The sequence below is a fragment of the Demequina mangrovi genome (genome assembly GCF_000759715.1).
GTDB lineage: Bacteria > Actinomycetota > Actinomycetes > Actinomycetales > Demequinaceae > Demequina > Demequina mangrovi.
The window spans coordinates 1-17,324 of record NZ_BBLU01000024.1 but is presented as its reverse complement, the minus strand read 5'-3'; the positions used below and the strand labels follow the sequence as shown (position 1 = coordinate 17,324).

Sequence of the window (17,324 nt, the reverse complement as noted above, 5' to 3'; positions counted from 1 at the left end):
TTACCAGGATCTCGTTCGGGGCAACCCTTCTAACTTACTCTCTTCGGAATTCACTGTCAAATCGGCGATTTCGGCCTGATCTTCCAGATGATGAACGTCCAAGAGTTCGTCGGTGATCCTTCGAGTGGTGCGGGACACGTGAGTGTCCGCCGCTTCCATCGGATCGTGTCACCGGGGCGTCTCCTGCAGGTCCTTGTTCAGTCCCTGCCTGGCGCGTTCCTTGTCGGCGACAGGTGAAAACATTACGCGGGCCGCACGGCACCGTCAAATCACGCGGATCTCGGGCGTGTCGCAGCCGTTCTCCCTGGTAGCGGGCGCGGACGCAGCGCTACGGCGCCCCGCACGCGGCATCGTGCGCCGAAAATGCCTGAGAAATCTTCGCGCTCCACGGTCAGCGCGGGCGCCGGCGCCCGAAGACCACGTGCGCGAGCGGCACGAGGGAGCCCAGCATGAGCACGGCTCCCCAGCCCGGCGCGTCCGCATGGAGGCGCGCGCCCGCCACGAGCATCGCGCAGAAGATCAGCGCGGAGACCAACCGCTTGACCGTCTTCTCCGCGCGGTCGAGCGCGTTCTCGAGGTGCGGGACGCTCACCGCGACGGTGCCGTCCTCGAGCTTGCCGAGGACGCTGTCGATCCGCTTGGGCATGCGCCACGCGATCCCGGCGGCCTCGATCGCCTGACGTCTCACATCTCCGACGACGTGGAGCGACTCCTCGCGGAGCAGCTTCCGCGCATAGGGCTCGACGGTGTCCCACGCGTTGAAGCCGGGGTCCAGCGAGCTGCCCATGCCCGAGGTGAGCGAGACGGCGCGCATGAGGAGGAGGAAGCTCTCGGGCATCTGGAAGGGCATCGTGACCATGAGGTCGCCGAACTCGAGCGCGAAGCGGCGGAACTCGCGGGGGTCGATCTCGCGCAGCTCCGCGAAGCCCATCCCCCCGAAGCGCGCGAACACCTCTGTCATGGCGCGCTCGAGCTCGACGGTGTCCGCGCCGGGAAGCAGCACGCCGGCCTCCTGCATCGCGTCCACCATGCCGCGTCCGTTGCGGGAGGCCGACGCGATGATGAGCGACCGCAGCGCGTTGCGCAGCCGCACCGGGATCTCACCCATCATGCCGAAGTCGACGAAGGTCAGCGCGAAGCCGTCCCCCGATGGCGTCGGCTCGACGAAGAGGTTGCCGGGGTGCGGATCCGCGTGGAAGTAGCCGTGCTCGAAGAACTGGTCGAACATCACCGACGCGAAGACCGCCGCGACCGCCTTGGGGTCGATGCGCGCCGCCTTCAACCCGTCGATGTCCGTGATCTTGATCGCGGAGACGTCCTCGAGGGTGAGCACCCGGCGCGTGGTGCGTTCCCACACGATCTGCGGCACCCGCACGCGTGCGTCGCCCGCGAAGTTCGCGGCGAAGCGCTCCGCGTTCTGCGCCTCATGGAGGTAGTCGACCTCCTCGCGGCTGGTGCGCGCGAACTCCTCGACCAGCGCCGGCATGTCGACCCGCTGCGAGATCGCGCGGAAGCGGCTCAGCCACCATCCGACCCGCCGGAGCGCGGCGAGGTCGACCGCGATGATGTCCGCGATGCCGGGACGCTGCACCTTCACCACGACCCGCTCGTACCCGACGATCCCGCGATCCGCGGTCGCGAGCCGCGCGCGGTAGACCTGCCCGAGCGAGGCCGAGGCGACGGGCTCCTCGTCGACCGACGCGTAGACCTGATCGAGCGGCACGCCCAGGTCGGCCTCCGCGAGCGCACGGATCTGGTCGAAGGGCGCGGCCGGGACCTCGTCCTGCAGGTCCTCGAGCTCCTTGGTGATCTCGGGCGGCAGCACGTCGAGGCGCGTCGAGAGGAACTGGCCGAGCTTGATCATCAGCCCGCCGAGCTCCACGGCGAGCGCCCGGAAGCGCCGCGCGACCGTGTGCATGCGCGCGGTGCGGGTGCGGTCGGCGATCCGCCCGAGCCCGATGCGCGGCAGCAGGAACTCGTACCACCACGTGACGATCAGGTGCCAGGCCGCGAAGCGCAGGATGCGGCGATAGCGGGCGCGATCGTGCTGGGCGTCGGGCATCGGCTCTCCTCGATCCCGGCGCCTCGGGCGAGCGGTCTCAGTCCTGCGCGAGGATCATGTAGATCTTACGGCGGGCGGCATCGAGGGCCTCGGCCACCTCGGCCTGCTGCTCTGCGGTGCCGGCGCGCGCGGCCTGAGCCGCGGCCTGAGCGAGCTCGAAGCCCGCCTTGGGCACGGGTCCCCCGAAGTGGTTGCCGTCCGCGTCCTCGCGGACCCACGGCGCGGTCGCGGAGGCGGCCTCGTCCTGTCCGGCCTCGGTCAGCGTGTAGACCTTCCGGTCCTCGACGATCTCGGTCGTGACCACGCCCTCGTCGGCGAGCATCTGGAGCGTCGGGTAGACGGAGCCCGCGCTGGGCTTCCACCTGCCGTCGGTGCGCGCCTCGATCTCCCGGATGATCTGGTAGCCGTGCATCGGCTCCTCGGCGAGCAGCACGAGCACGGCCGCGCGGACGTCCCCGCGGCCCATGCGCACGCCCACCCGGCGGTCGAAGCCCGCCTTGAGCTGGTCCATGGCCTCCCACATCGCGTCCATCGGGGCGCTGGCGTTGAATCCTCCGCCTTCCTTGCGGAACGACGTCGTCATGGCGACCTCCTCGACATGTATCGCCGCGAGCGCGAACGATATATCGCTAGTGTCGCTCCGCACGGGACGATGCGCAACAGGGAGGCCCGCGGAAGGCTCAGTCCGCGTCGGGCATCACGACGGTGCTGAGGAGCACCCGTCGACGCCCCGGGCCCTCGCCCAGCGCGAGGAAGGGCGCGAGCGCCTCCCTCAGAGCCTCGGTCATCGCGCGGTACTCGCCGTCGTCGAGCCAGAGGGCCGCCTGCCGGTACCCGACCGGATCCTCGGCCGGGCTCGCGTCCGGCCGGTCGGTGTAGCGGGCGAACGCTCCGATGAGCGCGCCGGCGAACACGGCGAAGCCGCGCCGATGCTCGTCCATGGACATGCGCGCCGCATCGGCCGCGTCGAGACCCGCCGCCCCCTCCACGAGCCTGAGCGTCCGCTCGACGCCGCCGCGGATGCGTCGCTCCGAGACCACGGTGACGATCTCGGCGTCGACGAGCATCGCGAGGTTCCGATAGAGCGTCGCGTGGGGGATGTCGGGCAGGCGCTCCGCGAGCTCGCGCGCCGTCACGTCCCCGGATGCGCAGGCGAGCACGATGCGCAGCCGCACGGGGTGGAGGACGAGGTCGCTCTTGTCGGCGGTCATGAGCATCACCGTAGCGGATTGCTCCCATTCTCGATAGCATTATCGGAGTCGAGATCAATGAACGCACCGGAGGGGCCGCCATGACCGTCACCGAGACCACGATCGACGTCGCGGGAGCGACGCTCGCGGCCACCTTCACCTCCCCGAGCGGCCCCGGCCCCTTCCCCGCGGCGCTGATCCTCGCCGGCTCCGGGCCGCTCGACCGCGACGGCGACGCCAAGCGCGTCCCTCTCCACGTGAGCCGCGACCTCGCGGGGATGTGCGAGGCGCAGGGCTGGGCCACGCTGCGCTTCGACAAGCGCGGGGTCGGCGGCTCGACGGGCGAGTACCTCCCGACCGGCTTCTGGGACGAGCTCGCGGACGCGCGCGCCGCGCTCGCCTGGCTGCAGGCGCGTCCCGAGACGGGCCCGGTGATCGTGATCGGGCACAGCCTCGGCGCCTCGTTCGCAGCCGAGCTCGCGGCGGAGAACGACGACGTCGCGGGCGCGATCCTCCTCGCCGCGACCGCCAAGACCGGCGAGGAGACGCTGCTCTGGCAGGCACCGCAGGTCGCGCGCGGGCTCCCGCGCTTCGCGCAGGTGGTGCTGCGGCTCACGCGCACCGACGTGGTCAAGCAGCAGCGCAAGGCTCTGGACCGGCTGCGCGCCTCCACCGGCGACGTGGAGCGCATCCAGGGGGCGCGCGTCAACGCGAGGTGGATGCGTGAGTTCCTCGCCTACGACCCCCGACCCGCGCTGGACCGCCTCTCCGTCCCCGTGCTCGCCCTCACCGGCGAGAAGGACGTCCAGGTGGACCCCGCGGATCTCGAGGCCATCCGCGCCGCGGCGCCCACCGCGGAGACGCACCTCGTCCCCGACGTGGACCACATCCTGCGCCACGAGCCCGCCGCCGTCTCGAACGTCCAGCGCTACCGCAAGCAGGCGCTCCAGCCCATCGCCGCCGAGGTCGAGGGTCGCGTCGACGCGTGGCTCGCTCGGATGCCCGCGACGCGCTGACCGTCAGCCGGCGGCCGCGAAGGCCTCCGCGTCGACCTGGCGGGCGAAGCGCCCGCCGCCAGGCGTAGCCTGAAAGGGCGCGCGGCCACACGCGAACGCCTGCCCGCGCAGACGACGGTGCCGTCGCGACGCGGAGGCGTATCCCGACACCCACGCCGTCTGGCCGCACGCAGGCGAGGAGGCGCGATGAGCGGGCCGTCCACTCCGGGATCTGGCGCAGCACGCGACGTGGGCGATCGATCGATCGGCGACGAGCAGGCCCCGCCGGACGCACCTCCGAGCGCGGCCACGGTTGCGCGCCGGATCATGTTCGGCCGGTTGGCGAGGGCACGCGCACCCGAACCCCGGTTCGAGAGCATCGAGGTGACCGAGGTGGCGGGGAGGTCGCGCGGGTTGATCCACGTCGAGGCGATCGAGGTGACCTCGACGCCCCAGGGCGTCGAGCGACGCGTTCCCGTCAGCTTCGACCAGACCGTCGACAGCATCCTCCCCACGCTCCGACGACCGATCGTTCCCCGAGGGCAGCAGCGCCGCTCAACGTTCTCCGACGAGTTCAGGAGAGCATCGGAGCAGGGCATCGCCGAGGCAGCGGGGCTTCAGGCGATGCGACAGGGCGACGTCGCGGATGCACGCCTCGCCGCGCTTGGAAGGGGGCAGGAGACGCGTATCGACGAGCGGTTGAAGGAACTCACGGTTCACGCGCCGCTCGATGACATTGCAGACGCGGTCAACGCGGTGGGTGACGTGCAGACGCATGGCGGTGCGAGCGACAAAGCCGTTGCGGCGCTTTTCGAACGGGTACGCGGCAAGGCACGGAAGATCGCGGTGCAGAAGGCGAAGGACATCGCCGGCCAGCCCCGGGTCCCGCTGATGCAGCGTCGCGCGGCCGAGCTGGCCGCCACCCTGCAGCAGCTGGGCATCGACCCTGCGGCCGTCGAGGAAGAGGCGGCGGCAGGCCCCTCGTTCACCGACCTGGCTCAGGCGCACCAGGAAATGCGTGATCGATTGGCCAAACAGGCCCGGCGCGGCACGCGAATCGAGAATCTGCGACTGCAACGTGTGTCGTGGGGCCAGCCGGACATGATGTCGGTGACCGCCGACGAGGTGAGCATCTCCCCCCGGGGACTGGAACGGCGATCCGGGATCGGCTTCCTCGAGCCGCTCGCCGACATCCTCGACACCCGCCCTCGCCGCCCGATCGTGCCGCAGAGCGGTCCGGGGGTCCGACGCCTCGAGGGCGACCCACGACACTAGGCGCAGACCGCGTCGCCTAGTCCGCCTCCACCCCGATGTGCATCGAATCCATGTTCCTGGGCTGATCCGTGATGACCCGTACGTACTTGTCGGCATCCGGATCGTCGAAGTCGAGGCGCCGCACACGCATCTCGCTGCGGAGAGCGTCGATCCGTGCAGTATGGATCTCGACCTCGACGCGCTCGGCGTCGAGCATCCGGTGGCGGAGCTTGAACTCCTCGAGAACCGGGTGCCGTCCGGGAAGCGCCTCGATGTAGAGCTGGTCGGTCGGGACGATGATGTCGTCGGGCGCACGGTCGGTCGCGAGCAGACCGTCCGCCAGCACCTGCTCGAGCGTCGAGAGGTACTCCTCCTTCTCCTCTGCGTCCATGGCGCTGGCCCGCACGCTGTCGCTCAGGCTCACGAGCTCGGGGTGCTTCGCACCGAGGTCGGGGTCCGGGTCCCGAAGGACCGCGCCCTGCGCGAGGATCCCGGCTGTCGGAGCGCCTCCGTCGACGAGCGAACCGGCGGTGAGCCTGCTAGCCGGGAGAGAGGCAGCCGCGTCCAGGGCGCCCCCCACGAAGCTCTGCATCATGTACGCCGTCAGGTAGTTCGCCTTGCGCAGCGGGAAGATGAGGTAGTTGCCCTTGAAGCCCAGCAGCCGGTTGAGGTCAGCGATCTCGTCGAGGCTCCGCTCGGTCGCTTGGGCCGGCGGCGGGAGCAGGACCTCTATGGTCGCGTCGCTGGCGAGGGCGTCGAGAGTCCCCCGGTCGTCGATCACCCGGACAATGACGAGCTCGCCGTCCGCGGGATAGTCGACGAACGGGACCTGCTTGTCGAACAGCCGCATGTACCGCTGGTCTGCCGGCTCGTGCGCCCAGATCGCCTGCATGTAGTAGAGGATGTTGTCGCGGATGTGGCGGCATAGCCCCTCGACGCTGCGGACCTTCCGCCCCGCCTCCAGCTTCCCCTGGTTGTAGGCCTCCACGGCGCGGTCCAGAGCATTGCGCTGGATCGCAACCTCGTCGCGAGCGCGGCGCAGTCGCTGTCGCATGCCGGCGAGCCGCTCCTTCCCCTCGTCGACGCGCGCTTCGAAGGCGCTGATCCTGGTCCCCTCCCCACCGCCGAAGAAACCCTCGAAGACATCCTCGATCACTGACTCGTCGCGCCCCATGAGCGAGTGCAGCATCGCGGCGTTGGCGTTGACCTGCGCCTCCGTCAAGGTCGCGGTGGCCTCCTCGGCCTTGAGAGCGGCGACGGCACCGCTCAGCAGCTTCTGGACCGCCTCACGTCGTTCTTCGAGCGCGGTCACGACGGAGTCGATCGCGTCATAGCCTTCGATCGCGCAGTCGATCGCCGCAGCGAAGCCGTCATCGAGCAGGACACGACGCAGGATCCAGGCGTGGTCGCTGACGAATCCCCAGTCGATCTCCGCGGCCCGTGGGACGTCCTCGGCGACCATCACCACACCGTCGACCGCGTGGAGCGCCTCGGTCACCTGATACCGGCGCTGGAGCTCGAAGAACAGGTAGGTGACGGTGATCTCCTCGTTCGGGTTGAGGATCTCCCCGGCCTCGGTGAACTCCGTGTCGGTGGCGTGCTCGGTGGTCACCTCGACCTTGTGCTCCTCCTTGATCTCGCGCGCCGCCTTGGCGATCGAGTCCCTCAGCTTCTTCTTGGTCTCCGCCGACTCCTTGTCGGCACCCGTCTGGAAGGTGGTCGACCCGCCCGCGTTCCCGCCGATCTCCCCGATGTCGACCTGGAAGCCCGAGCTCGCGGTGGCGGAGAAGCTCGTGTTCTCCTTGGCCCGCTGCACGATGTCACCCTCGGTCCGCGTCTGTGACGAGTCCTCGCTGCGCTTCACCGTCAGCGCGTTGTCGACCTCCTTGCGGGACCGCTTCTTGGTGACGTGGACCTTCTTCGAATAGCGCCGGGACTCCTTGGGGGCGAGCGGGATGGTGCTGACCAGATCGCCGACCTGCCACGTGGTGGGCCGCCAGGTCTGGCGATACGTCAAGTTGAGCCCGTAGTTGACCGACCCGGGGGCGAAGACGCCGAACGGGTAGTCGCGCGCAACAGTCGAGGGCAGGTAGGTCACGCTCGACTCATCGCCCTCGAGCACGGCGCGCACCTTGGCGGTCCACTCGGCCTTGAGCGCGACGCCCCTCTCACGGTCGAGCGCGGCCATCTTCTGCCGCAGCTCCGGGCTCGACCCGGCCGATGTGTCAGCCGCCTTCTTCATGTCGGCCACGACGCCGCTCTTGAAGGGCCAGCCGATCGACGCCTGCTCCTCGGCGAAGTTCCAGTACTCGGGCGAGTAGCTCCGTGCGGACTCTCCCGCTCCGCGGATCTCAGCCCAGATGTTCCAGAGCTGGTACCGAGAGGCGTCCCTGATGATCTCGCTCAGGTCCTCACCCAGATCCTGCATGAACGCGACGTACGCCTGCCACGCTCCAGCGCCGAGCGGGGACAGAAGATCGCGGACAGTCTCGGGCGGCTGTGACGCGAGGTCGAAAGCCCCTTGATCGAGGATCTCCGTCCAGACCGGGGTCCACGCGATGCGCAGGTCGTGGAAGTCGTAGAAGGCGGTGACGTCGGCGGGGCCCTCGAGCGCCTGACGCGCCCCACCCGCCGAGCCGATGGACTCGTAGAGACCGGTCTGCCGACGGTCGGTGAGCGCGGAGGGGAAGACATCCCCCCACGCCTGGGAACCGGCGAGCTCCGCGTCGACCCGAGCGTTCACCGCGGCCCTGAACGCCCTACGCTCACCGTTCCAGTCAGGCGCAAGCTGCTTGTGCTCCGCCTTCGCGCCGGCCTTCGCCCCATCCACACGTTCGGCGCGAGGCTCGGTCGGCTCGTTCCCCGAACCACCCTGTTCTGCGGAGGAGCGCGGCGCTGTGGCGGCTTGCGCGAGGCGATCCCTCAGGCGCGCCCCCCATCGACCGGTCGCGTCATCGCGCGGCGCCGTCAGCGAGACCGGCAACCGGGCCCACGACGCGATCGCGCCGTACTCGATCTCGCGGATCGAACCCGGCGTCGGGTCGACGCCCAACTCCTGCGCGACGGACGCCGCGACGCCTACCTTAAGACTGCGCGGCACCAGCGGCTCGGGATCATCCTTCCCCGCGCTCTCGTCTGCGCCGTGCTCGCGGATCAGGCCGAGCGCGCACCGATGACCGGCGACGACCTGCGTCAGCGTCCGGTCCACAGCCGCCCTCTGCACCGCGGCGACCGAAAGATCCGGCAACCCTCGCTGCGTGCCGCGCAGGAGGGCGTACCTGCGTGCGGCCTCCCCGGTGAGCGCGAAGCCCTTCCGCGCCTTCGCAGCCTCCGTCACGGGCGCCGCGCGCCGCCGCTGCACGATCTCGTCGCGAAGCGACTCACGCGTCCACTCCCACGCGCCGCTCGACTCGCGCTCGTCGACCTCGGACGCGCGCGTCGCGCCCTTCGCGGAGCTCTTGTCCGCCTTCGCGTTGCCATCGCCCATGATGTCCGCCCCTCGTCGGTGCGGAGGTCCGGCGCACGGCTCACGGTCGTGCGTCGACGCATCGCGCACCACCCCATTGTCGCGCCGCAAGGTGCCGGAGGCATCTTGAGCGGCGGTGGCCGGCATGCGCTCCGCTCAGGCGTGCGCGCCGAGGGGCCGGAGACCGTCAGCCGGCGGTCGCGAAGGCCTCCGCGTCGACCTCGTCGGACTGCGCGGCGCTGTAGCGAGGCCCCGACACGGTGGCCGTGTCGATGAGCTCGCCCGCGCGGGCGAGGAGCGCATCGTCCACCGCGAGCGTCTCGGCCGCCTGGTTCTCGCGCAGGTGGTCGAGACGCGTGGTGCCTGGGATCGCGACCACGTGCGGGCCGCGCGAGAGCACCCAGGCGAGCGCGAGCTGCGCGGGCGTGCACCCCGCCTCGGCCGCGAGCGCGCGCCAGGCCGGCAGCAGCGCAGCATTGGCCGGCCAGTGGTCCGGCTGGAAGCGGGGCATGTTCCGGCGGATGTCCTTCGCCGCGAGCGCGTCGGGGTCGTCCACGGCTCCCGCGAGGAAGCCGCGCGCCACCGGGGAGAAGGCGACGAGCGAGACGCCCGCCTCGCGGGTCGCCTCGAGCATGCCGAGCTCGGGGTTGCGGCTCCACAGCGAGTACTCGTTCTGGACGGCGGCGATGGGCGCGACCTCGACCGCCTCGCGCAGGCGCGCGACCGAGACCTCGGACAGCCCGATCGCGCCGATCTTGCCCGCCTCGACCGCCTCGGCGAGCGCGCCCACGCTCTCCGCGATCGGGACCGTCTTGTCCCAGCGGTGCAGGTAGTAGAGGTCGATGCGCTCGACGCCGAGGCGCGTCAGCGACGCGTCGACCTGCGCGCGCAGAGTGTCGGGGCGCCCGTCGATCGTCTTGACCCCGTCGACCATCGCCATGCCGCCCTTGGAGGCGAGCACCGCATCGTCCCTCCGCCCCCTGAGGGCGCGCCCGACCAGCTCCTCGTTGCGACCGCCGCCGTAGAGCGTGGCGGTGTCGAGCAGCCGCACACCGTCGTCGAGAGCCGCCCGCAGCATCCGCTCACCCTCCTCGGGCGGCGGCGCCACGCCGTACGCGTGACTGAGCTCCATGCAGCCCAGACCGATGCGCGGGAGGGTCACGCGGGCTGCTCCTGATGCGCGGCGAGCTGCTCCTCGAGGCTCCCGAGCACGCGGTAGCAGTCGATCACCTGGCGCAGCGAGGAGTTCGGCTCGCGCCCCTCGCGGATCGCCGCGATGAACTCGCGGTCCTGGAGCTCGATGCCGTTCATGCTCACCGCGACCTGCGAGACGTCGATGGGCTCCTCCCGGCCGTCGACCAGGTCGTCGTAGCGGGCGATGTACGTGCCGGTGTCGCCGATGTAGCGGAAGAACGTGCCGAAGGGTCCGTCGTTGTTGAAGGACAGCGACAGCGTGCAGATCGCCCCCGACTCGGCCTTGAGCTGGATGGACATGTCCATCGCGATGCCGAGCTCGGGGTGGATCGGGCCCTCGATCGCGTTCGCCTGGACGATGCGCCCGGCCTGATACGCGAAGAGGTCCACGGTGTGCGCGGCGTGGTGCCAGAGCAGGTGATCGGTCCACGAGCGCGGCTCGCCCTTGGCGTTGGTGTTGGTGCGACGGAAGAAGTACGTCTGGACGTCCATCTGCTGGATGCCGAAGCCACCCTCGGCGATCCGCTGGTGGACCCACTGGTGCGACGGGTTGAAGCGGCGGGTGTGGCCCACCATCGCGACCCGGTCGGACGCCTCAGCCGCCGCGAGCGTGGCCTCGGCGTCCGCGAGCGAGTCCGCGAGCGGGATCTCGACCTGCACGTGCTTGCCCGCCGCGAGCGCCGCCTGCGTCTGGGCGGCGTGCAGTCCGGTCGGGGTCGCGAGGATGACCGCGTCGACGTCGTCGCGCTCGAGGACCTCCTCGTAGCTCAGCACCGCGGTGGGGACGCCGTACTTCTCCGCGACCGCCTGCGTCGGCTCGGGCCTGGTCCCGCTCACCACGGTCACCTCGGCGTCCGCGATGTGCTGAAGCCCGTCGAGGTGCTTCATCCCGAAGGCGCCGGCGGCGCCGACGACGGCGATGCGGATCTTGTCGCTGGTCATGCATGGACCTCCTGCGGCAGCTCCTCGGCGACCGGTGCGGGCTGAGCGACGGGGTTGCTCAGCACCAGATGGCCGACCGCGGTGTTCGATGCGGGCACGTGATAGAAGCGGTGGTCGACGCTGGGGGCGCCGCCCTCGAACTGATCATCCATCGCGCCGCGGGCGATGAGCCAGTCCACCAGCTCGATCCCCTCGGATCCGGCCTCGTCGACGTACTCCATGTGCGGCCACTCGGTGAGGCCCAGCGGGTCGGCGATGAGGTGGTCGAGGAAGGCGTTGTCCCACTCCTCGTTGATGAGGCCGGCGCGCGGCCCCTGGAGCTGGTGGCTCATGCCGCCGGTGCCCCAGATCTGCACGTTGAGCGGCTCGCCGTCCCACTTGTCGAGCGCGCGGCGGATCGCCTTGCCGAGCTCGTAGCAGCGGCGGCCCGAGGGCACCGGGTACTGGACCACGTTGACGGGCAGCGGGATGACCTTGCACGGCCACTCGTCCACGTCGCCGAAGACGAGCGAGAGCGGGACCGTGAGACCGTGGTCGACCACCATCTCGTTGACGAGCGTGAGGTCGAAGTCGTCCTGGATCACGGACTGCGCGATGTGCGCCGCGAGCTCCGGGTGGCCGTAGACGTCCGGCACCGGGCGCGGGCCGTAGCCCTCGTCGGCGACCGGATAGTGAGCGCCGGTGCCCAGCACGAAGGTCGGGATGATGGTCGAGTCGAAGGCCGTGGCGTGGTCGTTGTAGATGAGGATGATGACGTCGGGCGTGTTCTCCTTGATCCACCTCCGCGTCCACTCGTAGCCCGCGAAGAGCTTCTTCCAGTACGGCTCCTCGGTCTTGCCGAGGTCCATCGCCGCACCGATCGCGGGGACGTGCGAGGTGAAGAGCGCCGAGGTGTAGCACGCGGGGGCGTCCTCGCGCATCGTGGTCGCCTTCTCGTTGGACGGCGGCGTCCACCCGTCGAGGTCCTTGAGGCGCACACCCTCGGGGCGGCGGCCGCCGCCGATCATCATGTCGCGGTACGCGGCCTCGCTCATGCCGGTCATCGACCCGGCCATCTGCTGGAAGCTCAGGCCGTGCGTCGCGCCGATCTTGCTGAGGAAGTAGATGTTGCCGCCCTCGGCCATCATCGCGTTGAGGTCCATGTCGAGCACGGCCTGACGCTGCGCGGGGCTCAGCGGCCACTCGTCGAGGTAGGCCGCGCGGTCGGCGAGGTACCGCTCGCGGTTCTCGGGCTTCATCAGCGACATCGAGAACTGGTTGAGGTGGAATCCCTTCCGGGCCTGCTCGGCGTCGAAGATGATGGTGCCGGGGATGTCCTTGTAGGGCTTGTCGAGTGCCATGTCATGCTCCTTCCGGCCAGTACAGGCGCTGGGGGTTGTCGACCAGCAGCTTCTGCTGCAGCTCGGGGGTGGTGGCGATCCGCGGGAGGTAGTCGACCAGCAGCCCGTCGTCGGGCATGTGGTCCTTGAGGTTGGGGTGGGGCCAGTCGGTGCCCCACAGCACGCGGTCGGGGAAGTCCTCGACCACGCGTCGGGCGAACGGCACCACGTCGGTGTAGGCGTGCTGCTCGCCGTCGAGCGCGCGCGGGCCGGTGACGCTGAGCCGCTCGGGGCACGACACCTTGGTCCACACGTTCGGGTTCTCGCGCATGAAGCGCAGGAAGAGGCCGAACTCCGGCCCGTCCACGTCCTTGGTGACGTCGGGGCGGCCCATGTGGTCGACGACGACGTCCGTGGGGATGGCGGAGAAGAAGTCGTAGAGCGCGGGGAGGTCCTCGGCCTCGAAGTAGATGACCACGTGCCAGCCGAGCGGGGCGATCTTGGCCACGATCTCCTCGAGGGAGTCGGTGGGCACGCGGTCCACCAGCCGCTTGACGAAGTTGAAGCGCACGCCGCGGACGCCGGCGGCGTCGAGCTCCGCGAGCTCCTCGCCCGTGACGTCACGGCGGACGGTCGCGACGCCGCGGGCCCGGCCCTCGCTGCGGCGGAGGGCGTCGACGAGCGCGCGGTTGTCGGCGCCGTGGCACGTCGCCTGGACGATGACGTTGCGCTCGAAGCCGAGGCGGTCGCGCAGCGCGAACAGCTGCGCCGCGGAGGCGTCGCACGGCGTGTACTTGCGCTCCGGGGCGAAGGGGAAGTCCTCGCCTGGGCCGAAGACGTGGCAGTGGGCGTCGACCGCGCCGGCAGGGAGACGGAACGTCGGCTCCGACGGGCCGTCGTACCAGTCGAGCCAGCCCGGGGACTTGTCGAAGCCGCCCGTCGTCTCGCCGTGGCGAGCCGGGGCGTGCGTGTCATGGCCGGGGAAGTCCTTGATCACGAGTGGCGTCCTTGTCACTGGTGGGTCTCTGCCTCCGACTGTAGGCCCGCGACCGACTGTGGTCCAATAGATTCTGCAGCAGCGCCGCATAGAGAGGATCGATGGTGTCGCCGGCCGACCTCAACCAGCTCCGCACCTTCGTGGTGCTCTACGAGATGCGCAGCCTCACCGGCGCCGCCGAGCGCCTCCACGTCACGCAGCCGACGGTCAGCTACACGCTCGCGCGCCTGCGCAAGCGCTTCGGCGACGACCTGTTCCGCCGCGAGGGCAACACCATGGTGCCGACGCCCCGCGCGACGCAGCTCTTCGGCCCCCTGCACGAGGCGCTCGCCCAGATCGACGCGACGGTGACGGACAGCGCCGACTTCGTGGCCGCAGGCTTCGACGGCGAGCTCGCGCTGGGGCTTACGTCGATCGGCGAGCAGACCTTCCTGCCGCCGATCGTGGCCTCCCTCGCCCGCGAGGGCGCCACGCCCCACCTCGTGGTGAGGCGCCTCGACGCCGAGCACGCCGAGGAGGAGCTGGTGCGCGGCGCGATCGACGTCGCGATCACCGTCTCGGTGCTCGACACCGCACGGCTCTGGCGCACGCCGGTGCGCGGCGTCGAGTACGTCGCGCTCACCTCGCGCGCGCACCCCCTGCCGCCGACCGGGCCCGGCATGTTCGCGGGACGCCGCTTCATCCGGGTCTCCGCGCGCGGCGGCCACGTGTTCCCCACGCAGGCGCTCGTCGAGCACGGCCTCACGCCGCGCGTCGCGCTCACGGTCGAGGAGCATTCGACGGTCCCCGCGGTGCTCGCCGCGACGGACCTCGTCGCCCTGCTCCCCCGCCACGTGGCCGACGTGTTCTGCGGCTGGTTCCCCGACCTCGAGGTGACGGACCTGCCCTGGCCGGGCACCAGCTCGCCCGTCGCGCTCTACACCCGGCGCGAGATGAACCTCTCGCCCGCGCAGCGGTGGTTCCGGCGCCTCGCCCTGCGCGCGGTGAGCAGCGGCGAGTTCACCGACGACGCTCAGCGCTGAGGGCGGTTCCAGCTCGCCTTCGCGGGGAACATCGGGCTGCGCACGGGGATGGTCCACGACGAATGCGGATGGACGGTGAGGAGCGCCCGCTCCCACCACGCACGCGACTCGTCCGACAGGCGCGGCAGCACGGCCTCCTTGTCGGCATCGTCCTCGGGGCGGGGGCTGAAGCACTTCCACACCAGCTGGACCTCGGGCGCGCCCGTCGGGATGCCGCCGATGTCGAGCACGGCCCGGTCCCACGGCAGCTGGAGGCGCGCGTCGCGGCGGTAGACCCAGGCGCGCGGTGCGCCGTCCTCAAGGTTGATCCGCAGCACCCAGGCGCCCGTCGCATCGTCCCTGATGAGGACCGGCTGGAGGTCGGCATCGTCCTCCGCCTGCGCGATCGGCATGAACGCCTCGCCGTCGGGCACCCACGCGCTGAGCGTGCTCGGGAGCGCGTCGAGGAGCGCCGCGAGGTCGCCCGGCAACGCGCTGACGTCGACGTTCTCGCGCGGGCGGATCGCCTGCCCCAGCCATCGGTCGAGCGCGACCCCGCCCGAGAGCCACCAGCGGGCGCCGCTGGGCGCGAGGAGGTCCGCGACCGCCTCGGCGCTGAGCGCATCCCAGGAGGTACCGGAGGTAGGAGTCGCCGTCGACATGGTCCGAGGCTACCCCCGCGGGCTGTGGCATCCTGCCGATGTGGCGAACTCCCCGTCGGGCGACTCGATGACCGACCGTCTCGTGCGGGTGCTCGAGACGTTCACCCCGACGCGGACGATGCAGACCGCGGCCGAGATCGGGCGCCGAGCGGGTCTGCCGCCCTCGACCGCGCACCGCGTGGTGGGCGACCTGGTCGCCGCCGGGCTGCTCGACCGCGACGACGAGGGCCGCGTGCGCGTGGGGGTCCGCCTGTGGGAGCTCGCGACGCGCTCGTCGCTGCCGCTGCGCGTCCGCCAGGCCGCGCTGCCGGCGATGGAGCGGGTGCAGGCGCGGGTGCGCGAGCACACGCAGCTCGCGATCCTCGAGCAGGACGAGGCCCTCTTCCTCGAGCGGCTGAGCCATCCGCAGGCCGGGGCGAACATCACCCGGATCGCGGGACGGCTGCCGCTCCACGCCTCGTCCTCGGGGCTCGCGCTGCTGGCCTTCGCCGCTCCCGAGGTGCAGGAGCGGGTGCTCGCGCGGCCGCTGAGCCGGTTGACCCCCGCGACCCCGGCGGATGCGGCCGCCGTGCGCCGCAAGCTCGCGGAGGTGCGCCGGCTCGGGCACGCGATCGCGCCCGGCTTCATCGAGGAGGTCTCGACCGGCGTCGCCGTCCCGGTGCGCGATCGCGGCGGGCGGGCGCTGGCCGCGCTGTCGGTGGTGCTGCCGCGCGAGGCGGCGCCGGGCCCGGCCCTCGAGGAGCTGCATCGTGCCGCTCGCGAGGTCGAGCGGGCGCTGTCCGAGCCCTCCTGACGCATTCGAGTCCCGTTGAACGGGATTCCTATCCCTCGCGCCAGGGGGAGGCCGCACCATGGGCGGGTCATCGTGTCAAAGGAGACATCATGAACTCGACCGTCCGCACCCAGGTCGCCATCGTCGGCGCGGGACCCGCGGGGCTCATCCTGTCGCACCTGCTCGCCGCCGCCGGCATCGACTCCGTCGTCATCGATCAGCGCTCGCGCGACGAGATCGAGCAGACCATCCGCGCCGGCATCCTCGAGCAGAGCACCATCGACCTGCTCGCCTCGATCCCGGGCTCGCGCGCCCACACCGTCGGCCTGCGGCACGACGGCATCGAGCTGCGCTTCGACGGCGCGGGGCATCGGATCGACTTCCCCGGCCTCGCCGGGCGGTCGGTCTGGCTCTTCCCGCAGCACGAGGCCCTGCGCGACCTGCTCGCCGCGCGCATCGGTGCCGGACAGGACATCCGCTTCGGGGTGACCGCGACCGCGGTCGAGGATGCCTCCGGGGCGCGGCCGCGCGTGGTCGCGGTGGACGATGCGGGGGCCGGCCTGGAGATCGAGGCCGACTTCGTGGTGGGGGCCGACGGCTCGCACTCGGTGGTGCGCCGCGCGATCTCGGGATCGCACGACGGCTACTTCCGCGAGTACCCGTTCGCGTGGTTCGGGATCCTGTGCGAGGCGCCGCCCAGCGCCGACGAGCTCATCTACTCCAACTCCCCCGACGGCTTCGCGCTCATCAGCCAGCGCTCTCCCACGGTGCAGCGGATGTACTTCCAATGCGACCCGACGGACGATGCGCAGGCGCCGAGCGACGCGGAGATCTGGGACACGCTGCAGAAGCGGGTGCCGGGGACGACCCTGAACGAGGGGTCGATCTTCCAGCGCGACGTGCTGAGGTTCCGGTCCTTCGTCGCGCGCACCCTGCGACAGGGCCGCCTCGCGATCGTCGGCGATGCCGCGCACACCGTGCCGCCGACCGGCGCCAAGGGCATGAACCTCGCCGTCGCCGACGTGGTGCTGCTCGCCCGCGCGCTCGAGGCGCTGCTGCTGCGGTCCGATGAAGGGCCGCTCGACGGCTGGGCCGAGGCCGCGCTCGACCGGATCTGGAAGGCGCAGCACTTCTCGTGGTGGATGACCTCGATGCTGCACGTCGCGCCGGACGCCACCGACTTCGACCGGCATCGGCAGCTGGGCGAGCTGCGGTCAGTGGTCGAGTCCGAGGCCGGGCGGACGTACCTGGCCGAGGCCTACACCGGGTGGCCGTTCGGCTGAGCCGGCCCGGCGGCACCGCCCGCCCGCATTGGCGCTAGGTCACCCGGTGGTGCTTGAGTGCACGTTCCAGGCCCGGAACGTGCACCCATGCACCACCAGGAGGCGGAGGCTGAGCCCCGCATCGTGCGCAGGAACGCGGAAGGCCCGGCCTCTCACGAGACCGGGCCTTCCGAAACGAGCCGCCTGT

General features: G+C 71.0%; 14 protein-coding genes. 5 read left to right on the top strand and 9 right to left on the bottom strand.

Going from position 1 to position 17,324, the window contains the following annotated elements; all coding sequences use genetic code 11:
• Positions 1 to 391: 391 nt before the first annotated feature.
• The 3 genes from TR42_RS13835 to TR42_RS13825 form a co-directional block, all read right to left on the bottom strand.
• Positions 392 to 2,062 carry an ABC1 kinase family protein gene (locus TR42_RS13835; protein ID WP_042216928.1) on the bottom strand — a complete coding sequence of 557 codons (1,671 nt, stop codon included), beginning with the start codon at positions 2,060 to 2,062 and terminating at the stop codon, positions 392 to 394.
• A 37-nt stretch (positions 2,063 to 2,099) separates the two neighbouring features.
• Entirely contained in the window at positions 2,100 to 2,645 is a 546-nt protein-coding gene (locus TR42_RS13830) for a PadR family transcriptional regulator (protein ID WP_042216926.1), read from the bottom strand.
• A gap of 97 nt (positions 2,646 to 2,742) precedes the next feature.
• Positions 2,743 to 3,273 (bottom strand): helix-turn-helix domain-containing protein, encoded by a 531-nt coding sequence (locus tag TR42_RS13825; RefSeq protein WP_042216942.1) that lies wholly within the window; start codon positions 3,271 to 3,273, stop codon positions 2,743 to 2,745.
• An 80-nt stretch (positions 3,274 to 3,353) separates the two neighbouring features.
• On the opposite strand from TR42_RS13825, the gene TR42_RS13820 reads away from it, so the two are divergent.
• On the top strand, positions 3,354 to 4,268 hold the full coding sequence (locus tag TR42_RS13820; RefSeq protein WP_042216924.1) for an alpha/beta hydrolase: 915 nt from the start codon (positions 3,354 to 3,356) through the stop codon (positions 4,266 to 4,268).
• Positions 4,269 to 4,454: 186 nt separating this feature from the next.
• On the top strand, positions 4,455 to 5,522 hold the full coding sequence (locus TR42_RS13815) for a hypothetical protein (RefSeq protein WP_074789540.1): 1,068 nt from the start codon (positions 4,455 to 4,457) through the stop codon (positions 5,520 to 5,522).
• 16 nt (positions 5,523 to 5,538) lie between these two features.
• On the opposite strand, the gene TR42_RS13810 is transcribed toward TR42_RS13815, so the two are convergent.
• The 5 genes from TR42_RS13810 to TR42_RS13790 form a co-directional block, all read right to left on the bottom strand.
• Positions 5,539 to 8,988: a hypothetical protein gene (locus tag TR42_RS13810; RefSeq protein ID WP_143059032.1), complete on the bottom strand. Its 3,450-nt coding sequence runs from the start codon at positions 8,986 to 8,988 to the stop codon at positions 5,539 to 5,541.
• Positions 8,989 to 9,154: 166 nt separating this feature from the next.
• Positions 9,155 to 10,129, bottom strand: coding sequence for an aldo/keto reductase (locus tag TR42_RS13805; RefSeq protein WP_074789543.1), 975 nt, complete (start codon positions 10,127 to 10,129; stop codon positions 9,155 to 9,157).
• Positions 10,126 to 11,103 carry a Gfo/Idh/MocA family oxidoreductase gene (locus tag TR42_RS13800; RefSeq protein WP_201770809.1) on the bottom strand — a complete coding sequence of 326 codons (978 nt, stop codon included), beginning with the start codon at positions 11,101 to 11,103 and terminating at the stop codon, positions 10,126 to 10,128. The genes TR42_RS13805 and TR42_RS13800 overlap by 4 nt, the downstream gene beginning before the upstream one ends.
• Positions 11,100 to 12,443: a protocatechuate 4,5-dioxygenase subunit alpha/beta gene (locus TR42_RS13795; RefSeq protein WP_074789546.1), complete on the bottom strand. Its 1,344-nt coding sequence runs from the start codon at positions 12,441 to 12,443 to the stop codon at positions 11,100 to 11,102. Before TR42_RS13795 ends, TR42_RS13800 begins: the two co-directional genes overlap by 4 nt.
• 1 nt (position 12,444) lies before the next feature.
• Positions 12,445 to 13,419 carry an amidohydrolase family protein gene (locus TR42_RS13790; protein WP_236623450.1) on the bottom strand — a complete coding sequence of 325 codons (975 nt, stop codon included), beginning with the start codon at positions 13,417 to 13,419 and terminating at the stop codon, positions 12,445 to 12,447.
• Between the two features lie 104 nt (positions 13,420 to 13,523).
• On the opposite strand from TR42_RS13790, the gene TR42_RS13785 reads away from it, so the two are divergent.
• The gene (locus TR42_RS13785) at positions 13,524 to 14,441 is read left to right on the top strand and encodes a LysR family transcriptional regulator (protein WP_042216932.1); all 918 of its coding nucleotides are present in this window, start codon (positions 13,524 to 13,526) and stop codon (positions 14,439 to 14,441) included.
• Here the strand turns inward: TR42_RS13785 and TR42_RS13780 are convergent.
• A complete protein-coding gene (locus TR42_RS13780) occupies positions 14,432 to 15,082 on the bottom strand; it encodes a hypothetical protein (protein WP_042216918.1) in 651 nt (216 codons plus the stop codon). The two genes, TR42_RS13785 and TR42_RS13780, sit on opposite strands and share 10 nt — an antisense overlap.
• Between TR42_RS13780 and TR42_RS13775 the strand changes: the two genes are divergently transcribed.
• Together TR42_RS13775 and TR42_RS13770 are read left to right on the top strand one after the other, a co-directional pair.
• Positions 15,081 to 15,875: an IclR family transcriptional regulator gene (locus tag TR42_RS13775; RefSeq protein ID WP_236623449.1), complete on the top strand. Its 795-nt coding sequence runs from the start codon at positions 15,081 to 15,083 to the stop codon at positions 15,873 to 15,875. The genes TR42_RS13780 and TR42_RS13775 overlap by 2 nt on opposite strands.
• An 89-nt stretch (positions 15,876 to 15,964) precedes the next feature.
• Positions 15,965 to 17,137, top strand: coding sequence for a 4-hydroxybenzoate 3-monooxygenase (locus tag TR42_RS13770; protein ID WP_042216916.1), 1,173 nt, complete (start codon positions 15,965 to 15,967; stop codon positions 17,135 to 17,137).
• Positions 17,138 to 17,324: the final 187 nt, after the last annotated feature.

Excerpts from the sequence above, each read along its gene's own strand:
- TR42_RS13835 (WP_042216928.1), bottom strand. The coding sequence starts at position 2,062 with ATGCCCGACGCCCAGCACGATCGCGCCCGCTATCGCCGCATCCTGCGC.
- TR42_RS13795 (WP_074789546.1), bottom strand. The coding sequence starts at position 12,443 with ATGGCACTCGACAAGCCCTACAAGGACATCCCCGGCACCATCATCTTC.
- TR42_RS13800 (WP_201770809.1), bottom strand. The coding sequence starts at position 11,103 with ATGACCAGCGACAAGATCCGCATCGCCGTCGTCGGCGCCGCCGGCGCC.
- TR42_RS13775 (WP_236623449.1), top strand. The coding sequence starts at position 15,081 with ATGGTCCGAGGCTACCCCCGCGGGCTGTGGCATCCTGCCGATGTGGCG.
- TR42_RS13780 (WP_042216918.1), bottom strand. The coding sequence starts at position 15,082 with ATGTCGACGGCGACTCCTACCTCCGGTACCTCCTGGGATGCGCTCAGC.
- TR42_RS13825 (WP_042216942.1), bottom strand. The coding sequence starts at position 3,273 with ATGACCGCCGACAAGAGCGACCTCGTCCTCCACCCCGTGCGGCTGCGC.
- TR42_RS13810 (WP_143059032.1), bottom strand. The coding sequence starts at position 8,988 with ATGGGCGATGGCAACGCGAAGGCGGACAAGAGCTCCGCGAAGGGCGCG.
- TR42_RS13770 (WP_042216916.1), top strand. The coding sequence starts at position 15,965 with ATGAACTCGACCGTCCGCACCCAGGTCGCCATCGTCGGCGCGGGACCC.
- TR42_RS13830 (WP_042216926.1), bottom strand. The coding sequence starts at position 2,645 with ATGACGACGTCGTTCCGCAAGGAAGGCGGAGGATTCAACGCCAGCGCC.
- TR42_RS13820 (WP_042216924.1), top strand. The coding sequence starts at position 3,354 with ATGACCGTCACCGAGACCACGATCGACGTCGCGGGAGCGACGCTCGCG.
- TR42_RS13815 (WP_074789540.1), top strand. The coding sequence starts at position 4,455 with ATGAGCGGGCCGTCCACTCCGGGATCTGGCGCAGCACGCGACGTGGGC.